Raw genomic sequence first — 12,474 nt, 5'->3', positions numbered from 1 at the left:
CCATCCCGGGGCGGCGTTTGACGTTGTGGCGCAGGCTCCGAGACCCGGCGATCAGAGCTGATTGCGGATCTTCTCGACGAGCTGGGAAGCCCGCACCGTGTAGTTGGCCATCATCAGCGAGTGGTTGGCGAACAGTCCAAATCCGGAGCCGTTGAGGATCACCGGGCTCCAGACGCGGGCCTGAGAGCTCTCCAGCTCCGCGACCAGCTGGTCGAAATCGCCACCGACGCCGCTGCTTTCGATCACGTCGGCATAGTCGATCCTGGCGGCCTGCAGCAGTTGCGCCAGCGCCCAGGTGGTGCCGCGCGCCTCGAAGAACACATTGTCGATTCGAAGCCAGGGCGTGCTGTCGGTCTGCTGGTCGCCACTCGGCGACTGGCCGACGTTGGCGGCCAGGTGCTGGGTCTGGGTCTGCAACCGCTGCTGGACCTGGCCCAGCCAATCGGCCAGCGCGGCGGAATCGGGCGCTGCCGCCGGCTCGGTCGAGGCGGCCGCGTCCTGGGTCGGGGCACCCGGCCCGGCACTGTTTTCCAGTGCGGTGAAGGCTTCGCCCAGGTTGTTGCGCGCCGACTTCAGCAGGGTCTCGGACGCCGGCCAGCGCCAGCTGTCCAGATCGCCGCCAAGCGACTCGTTGGCCTGGTTCAACGGCGCACTGCCGACGCTCAACGCGCCGCCCAGCATGGCGACCGCGTCGCGAACCTGCCGCGTGACGCCCTTCTCCCAGTTGGGCATGTTGTCGAGCCACAATCCCGGGGGCATGACATCATTGCGCAGGTAGCCGCCAGGCTTGTGGAGCAGCGTGTCGAGAATCGAGATATTGGTGGCCAATAAGGCCTCCCCCGGCGGTACCGGTTGCTGCTCTCCGCCGGTATCGACGCTCTGGGGGAAGCCACGCTGCATCTCTACCGCCTGTCTCGGGTCCGTGGGCGCGGGCGTCCAGCTCCACCAGATACCGAGCACGATACAGACCAGCAGGTAGATGACGACCAGCGCCACCAGCGGTTTCCAGATCCAGCCGTACTGGGGCGTCTCGAGAACCTCGGTACGCGACAGCGGCGCCTTGTTCCTGCGAAATAGAGCCATGGACGATCCTTGTCATTTCGGGAGGTTGGAAATCATGTCGAGAAAGGCCGCCTGCGGCAGCCAGGCCCGACCGGAACGGGGTTGGGAGATGATATGACTCTATCCTATCATGCTCCCCGTGACGCGCAGCCCGCCTTTCGCTGCATGCCGGGCCTGGCCCACCGGCGCGATCGATGGCACTTTTCCGTTACTAAGCGATCGAAAGACGCGTCGTTTCACGCGGCTTTGTCGTCAACGCCCAGCCCGTCAGGGCCAAGCCTCATTCGTCGTCGGGATACCCATTAGAGCATGTCGCGTTTCTACCGGTTGGTTTTGCTGTTTTGCTGTTGTCTGTCGGCACCGCTGGGCGCCGCCCACGCCGATCTCCTTCAACGGGAGCGACAGCCCTTGTTCGCCCAGGGCAACGCGCAGTTTCTGGCCGTCGATCAGGCGTTTCACGCTTACGCCTGGCATGACGATGAACGCGTCTATGTCGGCATCCGCAATGAACCCGGCCACTATCTCTATCGCCACCGCTTTGCGCTGGAGAGCCGCCAGCCCGGCGTGACGCTGGGCACGCTCGAGCTGCCGCCGGGAGAGTTCAAGCACGACCCGTATCTGGGCGATGTGCATGTCTTCCACGACCAGGTCGAGATCAGCGCGCCGCTATCGAAGGTCGAGGATGCCGCCGATACCCGAGGCTCGATCCCCGTCACCCTCACCTTCCAGGGCTGCGCCGACGCCGGACTCTGTTACCCCCCCGAACACTGGACGCTGGAGGCCAAGGCCGGCCCACCGCCAGCGGCATATACCGACGCGACCCGTGATGCCATGTCGTCCCCGATCGAACAGGCCGCCGGCAATCCGTTCTCGGCATCCGGCGATGACGCTCCGCTGGCCAACCCGGCCCGCCCCCCCGATAGCGTCCGGACGATCCCGGGCCCGATGCCTTCCGCCGGCGACACGCCGACGCTCGCCCATGCCAGTGCCGACGGCCGGTTCCGGTCACTGCTCGACGCGGGCATCGGCCTGAGTGCGCTGGGTCTCTTCTTCCTCGCCGGTCTGGGGCTGACCTTCACCCCCTGCGTGCTACCCATGCTGCCGATCCTGACCGCCATCATCGTGGGCCAGAACGCCCGACGCGGGCGCGCACTGGCACTGTCGGCGAGCTACGTTGCCGGCATGGCCGTGACCTTCACCCTGCTCGGCACCCTGATGGGCATGTTCGGCGCCTCGCTCAACCTGCAGGCCCGGCTCCAGTCGGGCTGGGTCCTGATTCCTTTCGCGTTGCTGTTCGCGCTGTTCGCGATCGCGATGTTCGGCGCTTTCGACCTGCGCCTGCCCAGCGCGATCGGCCAGCGGGTCGACGCCTGGCAGAACCGGCTCCAGCGTAGCGGCCCGGCGGGCCTGGCAGCGGCCGGCGCCCTGTCGGTACTGGTAGTGTCGCCGTGCGTTTCCGCACCCTTGGCCGGCGCGCTGGTCTTCATCTCGACCACCGGCGAGACGCTGGGCGGCGCGTTGGCGCTGCTGTCACTCGCGCTGGGGATGGGCGTACCGCTGATTCTGGTCGGTACCTTCGGTGGACAATGGTTGCCGCGTACCGGCGCCTGGATGCAGGGCGTCAAGGCAGTGTTCGGCGTGATGCTGCTCGGCGTCGCCATCTGGCTGATCGAACGCTTGCTGCCGGGCCCTGTCGGCCTGCTGCTGTGGGGTGCGTTGACGCTGGGATGCGCCTTGGCACTCGGCGCACTGGACATGAGAACCACTGCCGGCTGGCCACGGGCACGCCAGGCGGCGGGCTGGGCGCTGCTGGTCTGGGGCACGGCGATGATATGGGGCGCTGCCCAGGGCGGCGGTGACCCGTTGCAGCCCCTGGCCGGAACGGATGCCCAGGCGGCTGACGACGTGACGCGCCCCGCCTTCCAGACCGTCGACGATCTCGATCAGCTCGATGCGGCGCTGGCGTCGGCCCGCGCCCAGGGGCGCCCGGTCATGGTCGACGTCAGCGCCGACTGGTGCGTCTCGTGCAAGGTGATGGAGCAGCGGGTATTCCCCGCGCCAGCGGTGGCCGAACGCCTGGCCGACTTCACCCTGCTCCGCGCCGATGTGACCCGGGATGTCGCCGCCAGCCGAGACCTGCTCGACCGCTACGGCCTGTTCGGCCCACCGGGGCTGCTGTTCTTCGCCGGCGGCCAGGAGCTCCACGACGCTCGCGTCCAGGGCGAGATCGATGCCCCGGCACTGGCCAGTCACCTGGAAGCGGTACAGCAACGGGTGCGGGACAATGGGCCTGCCGACACGCCGCGAGACTCTTGACCGGTGGCAAGTCGCTCGCGGCCCGTGATCCGTGATCCGTGATCCGTGATCCGTGATCATGCATTAGCGAACATCGTTCGGCGGTCAGGGTGGACACTCTCAGTCTTTTTCGGCAAACTTCGACACCAACGAAAAACGGTGCGCCGAAGACGCTATCTTGCAGCAAAGTGACGCGATCTCGGCAATTCACGAACGGGTTAACAGCGCAAGGACTGTCATGGCTAGACTCCTGGTTCTCAATGGTCCCAACCTGAATCTGCTCGGCACTCGCGAGCCGTCGGTATATGGCACGACCACGCTGGAGGATATCCGGGTGCGCCTGACCGAGCGGGCCCTGAGCGCTGGCCATCAACTCGAGTGGCTGCAATCCAACGCCGAACACGAGCTGGTCGAGCGCGTACATCGCGCCCGGCAGGAGAACATCGATTTCATCCTGCTCAACCCGGCCGCTTTCACGCACACCAGCGTGGCGTTGCGCGATGCGCTGACCGGCGTCGATATTCCGTTCATCGAACTGCACCTCTCCAACGTGCACGCACGCGAGCCTTTCCGCGCCCACTCCTATTTCACCGATGTCGCCCGAGGCGTCATTGCCGGATTTGGTGCCGAGAGCTACACCCTCGCGTTGGAAGCCGCACTCTCGCAGTTGGGTCGCAACTGACGCCCTTCACGCCCGTGAACACTCGCTGAAACGACACCGTCACCGTCAACTTTCACATTCAACCAACCCGAGACATCGCCATGGATATACGCAAGGTCAAGAAACTCATCGAACTCCTGGAAGAGTCCAACATCAGCGAAATCGAAATCCAGGAAGGCGAGGAGTCGGTTCGCATCAGCCGTCATCCCAATGGCTTCGGTGCCATGCAGCAGCCGATGTACATGCCGCAGTCCATGGCACCGGCGGCCCAAGGGCCCGGCCCGGCGGCCACGCCGGCCCCGGACCCTGCAGAGCCGGGCCCCGTGCAACCCACGGGCCACGCCGTGACCTCCCCCATGGTCGGAACCTTCTATCGGTCGCCGGCACCGGGCGCCAAGGCGTTCGTCGAAGTCGGCCAGAGCGTCAAGAAGGGCGATACCGTTTGTATCGTCGAAGCGATGAAGATGATGAACCAGATCGAAGCCGACAAGGATGGCGTGATCGAAGCGATCCTGGTCGAGGATGGCGAGCCGGTCGAGTTCGACCAGCCGATGATCATCATCAACTAAGGCCACACGAGCGAAACCATCATGTTGGACAAGGTACTCATCGCCAACCGCGGCGAGATCGCCCTCCGTGTCCTGCGCGCCTGCAAGGAACTGGGGATCAAGACCGTCGCGGTTCATTCCAAGGCCGACCGGGAACTGATGCATGTGCGCCTGGCAGACGAGGCCGTCTGTATCGGCCCCGCCGCCTCGGCTCAGTCCTATCTCAATATTCCCGCCCTGATCAGTGCAGCGGAAGTCACCGACTCGAGCGCCATCCACCCCGGTTACGGCTTTCTGTCCGAGAACGCCAACTTTGCCGAGCAGGTCGAGCGCTCCGGCTTCACCTTCGTCGGGCCGCGGGCGGAAACCATCCGCCTCATGGGTGACAAGGTCAGCGCGATCAATGCCATGAAGGCCGCCGGCGTACCGACGGTGCCAGGCTCCGATGGCCCGCTGCCGGACGACGACGCCGAGATTCGCCGCATCGCCGGTCGTATCGGCTACCCGGTGATCATCAAGGCCGCTGCTGGCGGCGGTGGCCGCGGCATGCGCGTCGTGCGTAACGACGACGAGGTCGCCAAGGCAGCCAGCGTGACCCGTTCGGAGGCGGCGGCGGCGTTCGGCGACGGCACTGTCTACATGGAGAAGTTCCTCGAGAACCCCCGCCACGTCGAGGTACAGGTGCTGGCCGACGGCCAGGGCAATGCCATCCACCTCTACGACCGTGACTGCTCCCTTCAGCGTCGTCACCAGAAGGTGCTCGAGGAAGCGCCTGCACCGCACCTGGATCCCGAGGCGCGCGCCAAGGTGCTGAAGTCGTGCACCGATGCCTGTATCGAGATCAACTACCGTGGCGCGGGGACGTTCGAGTTCCTCTATGAGAACGGCGAGTTCTTCTTCATCGAGATGAACACCCGGGTTCAGGTGGAGCATCCGGTGACGGAGATGGTCACAGGCGTCGATATCGTCAAGGAGCAGTTGCGTATCGCCTGCGGTCAGCCGCTGTCGATCAAGCAGTCCGATGTCGAGCTGCGCGGCCATGCGTTCGAGTGTCGCATCAATGCCGAGGACTCACGCACCTTCATGCCCTCCCCCGGCAAGATCGACCTCTATCACCCGCCCGGCGGCCTGGGCGTGCGCATGGACTCTCACATCTATACCGGCTATAGCGTGCCGCCCTACTACGATTCGCTGATCGGCAAGCTGATCACCTGGGGCGCGGATCGGGATATCGCCCTGGTCAGGATGCGAAACGCACTCGATGAACTGCTGGTCGAAGGCATCAAGACCAATATCGACCTGCAGAAGGACCTGGTTCGCGATAGCGCCTTCCAGCGCGGGGGTGTCAACATCCACTATCTGGAGAAAAAGCTCGGGCTGAGTTGAACCCGAGTCATCCCGGCGGGGCGGTCTATCCAGCGATAGCCCGCCCCGTTTTCGTCACCACCATCATTCCGGAGAGCGACCCATGGCGTGGCTACAACTCAAGGCATCCATTGTCCCCGAGCAGGCCGAGTGGCTGGAAGAGCTGCTGCTAGCCGAGGGTGCCAGCGCGATCACCCTGCAGGATGCTCACGACGAGCCGCTCTTCGAGCCCGACCGAGGAACCACGCCGCTATGGCGCGAGACCGTGCTGACCGGCCTCTACGACGATCTTCCCGGCGTCGAGGCGATGATCGAGCGTGTCCAGCGAGCCTGGTCCGAGGGATCTCCCGACGACCCCGCCCCGCAGATCGAGTACGAGCTGTTGGCCGATCGCGACTGGGAGCGTGAGTGGATGGATGGCTTCGAGCCCCTGCAAATGGGTCACCGGTTGTGGATCGTGCCCAGTTGGCACCAGGCCCCGGATCCCGAGGCCGTCAACCTGCTGCTCGATCCCGGCCTCGCTTTCGGCACCGGTACGCACCCCACCACGGCGCTCTGCCTCGGCTGGCTCGACGCTCAGGATTTCGCACAGCGACAGGTGCTGGATTACGGCTGCGGTTCCGGCATTCTGGCGATCGCCGCGCTCAAGCTCGGTGCCGACACCGCCGTCGGTGTCGATATCGACCCGCAGGCGCTGCAGGCGAGCCGGGACAACGCCGAACGCAACCAAATCGATGAGTCCCGCCTGATCCTGGACTATCCGGAAAGGATCGGACAGGGCCAGTTCGACGTGGTCGTCGCCAACATCCTCGCCGGCCCCCTGGTCGACATGGCGGCAACGATCGCCGAGCGGGTCAAATCCGGTGGCCACCTGGCCCTCTCCGGCATTCTGGCCACCCAGGCGGATACCGTGCTGGACGCCTACCGGGCCCAGGGCCTGTCGATGGACGAGCCCCGCGAGCGGGAAGGCTGGGTTCTGCTCACTGGACATCGCGCGGCCTGAACGCCGCTCGTCCGGTCCGTCGCAGGCCGCTCGCTGCCCGATTTCATGCCCGGGCGGCCTGACCTGAACGCCGTTCATACACTCCCGGCGCGCTTTGCGGCTTAGGTCGTGAGTCGGCAAACAGCGCTTCAACAAACCCGGGGTGACCGGTATCATAGCCTCCCCGTTTTGCCTGAGCCCCTGTAACGATGCGTGATTCCGTGTCACCGCAGACCGATCGCCCGTTACCCCGCATCGGCCATCACACGCTACCCAATCGCGTGATCCTGGCCCCCATGGCCGGGGTGACCGACCGCCCTTTTCGCCAGCTTTGTCGCGAACTGGGCGCAGGTCTCGTGGTGTCCGAAATGGTCACCGCCGACAGCCGGCTCTGGCATACCCGGAAATCCCGGCAGCGCATGATCCATCGCGGCGAGCCGGGGCCGAGATCGGTGCAGATCGCCGGCGGCGACCCGCAGATGCTTGCCGAAGCAGCACGGCTCAATGCCGAAGCCGGCGCCGAAATCATCGACATCAACATGGGTTGCCCGGCCAAGAAGGTCTGCAACAAGGCGGCGGGATCCGCGCTGCTGCGGGACGAACGCCTGGTAGCCGATATCCTCGGGGCCGTGGTCGCGGCGGTGGACATCCCGGTCACGCTGAAGATTCGCACCGGCTGGTGTGCCGAGACCCGCAATGCGGAGCGCGTCGCCAGCCTCGCCGAGGACGCCGGCATCGCGGCCCTGGCCGTCCATGGCCGGACCCGCGAGCAGCGCTATACCGGCGCCGCGGAGTACGACACCATTGCCGCGATCAAGCAGCGCGTATCGATACCGGTCTTCGCCAACGGCGACGTGACCACACCGCAGCGCGCTGCCGAAGTGCTCGCCTACACCGGTGCCGATGCCGTGATGGTCGGGCGCGGTGCCCAGGGCAATCCGTGGCTGTTTCGGGAGATCGAGCACTACCTGCGTACCGGCCGTGAGCACGCTCCACCGAGCGCGGACGAGATCGCCAGCACCATGGGGCGCCACCTGCGTGCGCTGCACGAGCACTATGGCGACTATCTCGGCGTCCGGGTGGCTCGCAAGCACGTCGGCTGGTATCTCGCCTCGCACGATCCCAGCCGGGCATACCGCTCCCGTTTCAATCGTCTCGAGCAGGTCGAACAACAATTCGAGTTTCTTCATGAACTCTTTCGCGGTGACGCCGCCGCGATCGGTAACGGAATCCACGCAGCATGAATAGCCGGCAACCTTTAGCTCTCGATGGTGAGTCAACCTCGGAGGCCGACTCCCTCCAGATGCCCGACGCGCTATCTCACACGACTCTTCGAGAGTGCGTCGAGCGTGTCATGGAGCGCTACTTCTCCCATCTTGAGGGTGAATCCGTATCCAACCTCTACGGGATGGTGCTGGCGGAGGTCGAGGCACCGCTCCTCGAAGTCGTGATGCGCAACGTCGAAGGCAATCAGACCCGAGCCGCCGAGCTGCTCGGTCTCAATCGCGGCACGTTGCGCAAGAAGCTCAAGCAGTACGATCTGATGTAAATTCTCTCTCGCTTCGCCCGAGCGAAGCGCCACCTGGACGCGCGACGCCGCCGCCGACTCGAGAGTCTCCTGGCTGCGCTTGCCGTCTCATCGCACAAGAGTGGACTGGCATGTCTCAACCCCCTGCTTCTACCGCCCCCCGCGCCGTCCGTCGCGCCCTGCTCAGCGTGTCCGACAAGACCGGCCTCGTCGAATTCGCTCGCGAGCTGACCTCGCTCGGCGTCGAGCTGCTGTCGACCGGCGGTACCTATCGCCTGCTGCACGAGAATGGTATCGCGGTCATCGAAGTCTCCGAGCACACCGGCTTTCCGGAGATCATGGATGGGCGCGTCAAGACGCTGCATCCCAAGATTCACGGCGGCATTCTCGGACGTCGCGGCCAGGATGACGCGGTCATGGCGGAGCACGGCATCGACCCGATCGACATGGTGGTCGTCAACCTCTACCCCTTCACGCAGACGGTTGCCAATCCGGACTGCACCCTGGAGGACGCCGTCGAGAACATCGACATCGGCGGACCGACGATGGTTCGGGCTTGCGCCAAGAACCACGAGCACACCACGATCGTGGTCAGCGCCGAGGACTATTCGCGGGTGCTGAAGGACATGGCCAGCCACGACGGCGGCGTCAGCCACAAGACCCGCTTCGACCTGGCGATCAAGGCGTTCGAGCACACCGCCGCCTACGACGCCGCCATCGCCAACTATTTCGGCCAGCGGGTGGGCAGCGGCGAGCCCGACTTCCCGCGCACGCTGTCGATGCAGTTCACCAAGAAGCAGGGCATGCGCTACGGCGAGAACCCGCATCAGAAGGCGGCCTTCTACGTCGAGCCGGAGAGCAGCGAGGCCAGCATCGCCACCGCCAGCCAGCTCCAGGGCAAGGCGCTCTCCTTCAACAATGTCGCCGATACCGACGCCGCGCTGGAGTGCGTCAAGTCGTTCACCAAACCAGCCTGCGTGATCGTCAAGCACGCCAACCCGTGCGGCGTGGCGGTGGTTCCGGAAGACGAGGGTGGTATCCGCAAGGCCTACGACCTGGCCTTCGAGACCGACAGCGAATCCGCTTTCGGCGGCATCATCGCCTTCAACCGGGAGCTGGATGGCGATACCGCCAGCGCCATCGTCGCCCGCCAGTTCGTCGAGGTGATCATCGCACCGCGCATCTCTGCCGAGGCCCGCGAGGCAGTCGCCAGCAAGACCAATGTGCGCCTGCTCGAGTGCGGGGAGCTGCCCGCGAAGACTGGCGACGGATGGGACTACAAGCGCGTCAACGGCGGTCTCCTGGTACAGAGCCGCGATACCGGCATGATCGGTGCGGATGACCTCAAGGTCGTCACCCGGCGCGCCCCCACCGAACAGGAGCTGAATGACCTGGTGTTCGCCTGGAAAGTCGCCAAGTTCGTCAAGTCCAATGCGATCGTCTACGCCAGGAACCGCCAGACCGTGGGCGTTGGCGCCGGCCAGATGAGCCGCGTCAATTCAGCGCGTATCGCGGCCATCAAGGCCGAGCAGGCGGGCCTGGCAGTGACCGGCTCGGTCATGGCATCGGATGCGTTCTTCCCCTTCCGCGACGGCCTGGACAACGCCGCCGCCGCCGGCATCACTGCCGTCATCCAGCCCGGTGGATCGATGCGCGACGAGGAAGTGATTGCCGCGGCCAACGAGGCAGGCATCGCGATGGTGTTCACCGGTATGCGCCACTTCCGGCACTGAGCCGCGAACCGCGGAAAACAGCCTGACCGCAAAAAGAAGAACGCCAGCGACATTGTCGCTGGCGTTCTTCGTTCGAAGCTGGAAAAGCTCGAAGCTCAGTCTGGCTGTTCGCCCAGATCGATGCAGAGATACTTTGTCTCGAGATACTCGTCGAGCCCGTACTTGGAGCCTTCGCGGCCCAGCCCGGATGCCTTGACGCCGCCGAAAGGCGCGCTAGCGTTGGAGATCAGCCCGGTGTTGATGCCGACCATGCCGTACTCGAGCGCCTCGGCGACCCGCCATACGCGCCCCAGATCCTTCGAGTAGAAATAGGACGCCAGCCCGAACTGGGTGTCGTTGGCTAGCCGCACGGCCTCCTCCTCGGTCTCGAACGGGAACACCGCCGCCAGCGGGCCGAACGTCTCCTCGCGCGCCACCTTCATCTCCGGCGTGGCGTGGCTGATCAGCGTGGGCGAGAAGAAGCGCCCGCCGAGGGAGTGTTCGTGGCCGCCGAGCAGCAACTGGGCGCCTTTGTCAGTGGCATCCTTGACGTGCTCACTCACTTTGGCCACCGCATCCTCATCGATCAGCGGCCCGATATTGATCCCTTCCTCGAAACCGTCTCCGACCTTCAGTTCACTGTTCATCGCCGCCGCGAGCTTCTCGCTGAAGGCGTTGATCACGCTGGACTGGACCAGGAAGCGGTTGGTGCAGACGCAGGTCTGGCCGGCATTGCGGAACTTGGAGGCGATGGCGCCTTCGACCGCGGCGTCCAGGTCGGCGTCCTCGAACACCAGGAACGGTGCATTGCCGCCGAGCTCCAGCGAAATCTTCTGGATATGCTGGGCAGCACCGGCCATCAATGAACTCCCGACCTCGGTGGAGCCGGTAAAGGTGACCTTGCGCACCACGGACGACTCGGTCATTGCCTTGGCGATCTCGCTGGCCTTGCCCGGCACGACGTTGAAGACGCCACGCGGCACACCGGCCTGTTCGGCCAACGCGGCCAGCGCTGTCGCCGAGAACGGGGTCTGGCTGGCAGGCTTGATCACGATGGTGCAGCCGGCCGCCAGCGCGGCGGCGGCCTTGCGGGTGATCATCGACGAGGGGAAGTTCCACGGCGTGATGGCGCCGACGACGCCCACCGGCTGCTTGGTGACAACGATCCGCTGCCGGGTGTTGGCGGCTGGAATGGTGTCGCCATAGATACGGCGAGCCTCTTCGGCGAACCAGCGCATGAAGCTCGCAGCGTAGACGATCTCGCCCGCCGCCTCCTTGACCGGCTTGCCCTGCTCGGCGGTCATGATCGCAGCCAGCTCATCCTTGTGCTCGAGCATCAGCTCGTACCACTTCATCAGGATATCGGCACGCTCCAGCGCCGTGTGATTGCGCCAGCCCGGCAGTGCCGCCTCGGCGGCCTCGATGGCGCGCTCGGTCTCAGCTCTCCCCAGGCGCGGCATGCGCCCGAGAATCTCGCCGTTGGCAGGATTGTCGACATCGATCTGCTCGCCGCTGTCGGCAGCGACCCAGTTGCCGTCGATGTAGGCAAAGGGCCTGAACAGCGCACTCTCTTTAACGGATTGCATGATTCACTCCTTCCTGGATGTGCTTGCCGATAGCGGGCACGCCCCCTATCCGCCCGACCGTCGCCACGGAACGGCGTGCCACGCGGTCGGTCCTGGCTGGCGCCGGTGAAAACGAGCCAGCCGCCACGGTTGTACTGGACAGGATGGCGCGTTAACGGCACTCGTGCCAGTCACATTCACGCCCTCTCGTTGCCGAGCGTCGGGGCGAGCCGTGCCAACGCCGGATGCCAGTCACCAACGCGAAGCGAGCGCGCTCACCACCACTGGGACCACAGTGTCACGCCTACGGCCACCACGATGGCGATACCGTTCAGCCACTGCCCGGTCAGGCGCTGGGGTTCGCGATGCACGTGGCGCAGGCCCAGCCACGCCAGCACGATCGCCACCGCTTCCACCACCGGCGCATAGCGCCCCGCACTCGCGCCGGCGACGGCCACCACGAAAGCGGCCAGCGCCCAGTGCGAAAGCACCTTGCGCCGGGTCTTGCCGTCAACGCCACGGATGGTGCTGGCGCGTCGCTGGGCCTCGGGGTGATTGAACACCTGAATGGCCCGACCGTCGCGGAGTTCGAAGCGCACCGGCGTTCCGGCGCTCGGCAGGCCACGACCGCGCCATTGGGAGAAGTCGAAGGGGTAGCGCTTGCCATCGCTGGACTCGATCTCTCCGAGCTGCGCTTCATCGTCGAAATGGGAAAGACGACCGTCCATCCTGCTGTCCTTGCTATCCATAAGGAAC

The 12,474-nt window shown here is 65.3% G+C and carries 11 protein-coding genes; 8 read left to right on the top strand and 3 right to left on the bottom strand.

The genetic code is table 11. The features are described 5' to 3' along the window. Positions 1–51: 51 nt before the first annotated feature. Positions 52–1,083, bottom strand: a complete 1,032-nt coding sequence (locus DOM56_RS09835) for a DUF2333 family protein (RefSeq protein WP_110708589.1) — start codon at positions 1,081–1,083, stop codon at positions 52–54. Positions 1,084–1,371: 288 nt separating this feature from the next. Here DOM56_RS09835 and dsbD point away from each other — a divergent pair, with 288 nt between their 5' ends. From dsbD to purH, 8 genes are all read left to right on the top strand, one after another. Continuing rightward, a complete protein-coding gene (gene dsbD / locus DOM56_RS09830) occupies positions 1,372–3,378 on the top strand; it encodes a protein-disulfide reductase DsbD (protein WP_110708588.1) in 2,007 nt (668 codons plus the stop codon). Between the two features lie 217 nt (positions 3,379–3,595). Beyond that, complete coding sequence (aroQ, locus tag DOM56_RS09825; protein WP_110598262.1) at positions 3,596–4,039, top strand: type II 3-dehydroquinate dehydratase; 444 nt, start codon at positions 3,596–3,598, stop codon at positions 4,037–4,039. An 80-nt stretch (positions 4,040–4,119) separates the two neighbouring features. Beyond that, positions 4,120–4,587 carry an acetyl-CoA carboxylase biotin carboxyl carrier protein gene (gene accB, locus DOM56_RS09820; RefSeq protein ID WP_110708587.1) on the top strand — a complete coding sequence of 156 codons (468 nt, stop codon included), beginning with the start codon at positions 4,120–4,122 and terminating at the stop codon, positions 4,585–4,587. Positions 4,588–4,608: 21 nt separating this feature from the next. Continuing rightward, positions 4,609–5,952: an acetyl-CoA carboxylase biotin carboxylase subunit gene (accC, locus tag DOM56_RS09815; RefSeq protein WP_110708586.1), complete on the top strand. Its 1,344-nt coding sequence runs from the start codon at positions 4,609–4,611 to the stop codon at positions 5,950–5,952. A gap of 82 nt (positions 5,953–6,034) precedes the next feature. Further along, complete coding sequence (prmA, locus tag DOM56_RS09810) at positions 6,035–6,934, top strand: 50S ribosomal protein L11 methyltransferase (protein WP_110708585.1); 900 nt, start codon at positions 6,035–6,037, stop codon at positions 6,932–6,934. 188 nt (positions 6,935–7,122) lie between these two features. Next, on the top strand, positions 7,123–8,157 hold the full coding sequence (gene dusB, locus DOM56_RS09805; protein ID WP_110708584.1) for a tRNA dihydrouridine synthase DusB: 1,035 nt from the start codon (positions 7,123–7,125) through the stop codon (positions 8,155–8,157). 59 nt (positions 8,158–8,216) lie between these two features. After that, positions 8,217–8,462 (top strand): DNA-binding transcriptional regulator Fis, encoded by a 246-nt coding sequence (fis, locus tag DOM56_RS09800; protein ID WP_110708583.1) that lies wholly within the window; start codon positions 8,217–8,219, stop codon positions 8,460–8,462. 110 nt (positions 8,463–8,572) lie between these two features. Continuing rightward, the gene (purH, locus tag DOM56_RS09795) at positions 8,573–10,174 is read left to right on the top strand and encodes a bifunctional phosphoribosylaminoimidazolecarboxamide formyltransferase/IMP cyclohydrolase (protein ID WP_110708582.1); all 1,602 of its coding nucleotides are present in this window, start codon (positions 8,573–8,575) and stop codon (positions 10,172–10,174) included. 95 nt (positions 10,175–10,269) lie between these two features. Here purH and DOM56_RS09790 read toward each other — a convergent pair whose 3' ends face one another. Both DOM56_RS09790 and DOM56_RS09785 read right to left on the bottom strand, forming a co-directional pair. Then, complete coding sequence (locus DOM56_RS09790; protein WP_110708581.1) at positions 10,270–11,739, bottom strand: NAD-dependent succinate-semialdehyde dehydrogenase; 1,470 nt, start codon at positions 11,737–11,739, stop codon at positions 10,270–10,272. Between the two features lie 254 nt (positions 11,740–11,993). Next, positions 11,994–12,446 (bottom strand): hypothetical protein, encoded by a 453-nt coding sequence (locus DOM56_RS09785; protein WP_110708580.1) that lies wholly within the window; start codon positions 12,444–12,446, stop codon positions 11,994–11,996. Positions 12,447–12,474 lie beyond the last annotated feature (28 nt).

Source organism: Salinicola sp. CR57 (genome assembly GCF_003206585.1).
Lineage (GTDB): Bacteria > Pseudomonadota > Gammaproteobacteria > Pseudomonadales > Halomonadaceae > Salinicola > Salinicola lusitanus.
This window is presented reverse-complemented; position numbering and strand designations above follow the sequence as displayed.

Bases quoted from the DNA above. Each gene is read 5' to 3' on its own strand.
- prmA (WP_110708585.1), top strand. From the start codon at position 6,035: ATGGCGTGGCTACAACTCAAGGCATCCATTGTCCCCGAGCAGGCCGAG.
- accB (WP_110708587.1), top strand. From the start codon at position 4,120: ATGGATATACGCAAGGTCAAGAAACTCATCGAACTCCTGGAAGAGTCC.
- DOM56_RS09790 (WP_110708581.1), bottom strand. From the start codon at position 11,739: ATGCAATCCGTTAAAGAGAGTGCGCTGTTCAGGCCCTTTGCCTACATC.
- accC (WP_110708586.1), top strand. From the start codon at position 4,609: ATGTTGGACAAGGTACTCATCGCCAACCGCGGCGAGATCGCCCTCCGT.
- DOM56_RS09835 (WP_110708589.1), bottom strand. From the start codon at position 1,083: ATGGCTCTATTTCGCAGGAACAAGGCGCCGCTGTCGCGTACCGAGGTT.
- purH (WP_110708582.1), top strand. From the start codon at position 8,573: ATGTCTCAACCCCCTGCTTCTACCGCCCCCCGCGCCGTCCGTCGCGCC.
- dusB (WP_110708584.1), top strand. From the start codon at position 7,123: ATGCGTGATTCCGTGTCACCGCAGACCGATCGCCCGTTACCCCGCATC.
- aroQ (WP_110598262.1), top strand. From the start codon at position 3,596: ATGGCTAGACTCCTGGTTCTCAATGGTCCCAACCTGAATCTGCTCGGC.
- fis (WP_110708583.1), top strand. From the start codon at position 8,217: ATGCCCGACGCGCTATCTCACACGACTCTTCGAGAGTGCGTCGAGCGT.
- dsbD (WP_110708588.1), top strand. From the start codon at position 1,372: ATGTCGCGTTTCTACCGGTTGGTTTTGCTGTTTTGCTGTTGTCTGTCG.
- DOM56_RS09785 (WP_110708580.1), bottom strand. From the start codon at position 12,446: ATGGACGGTCGTCTTTCCCATTTCGACGATGAAGCGCAGCTCGGAGAG.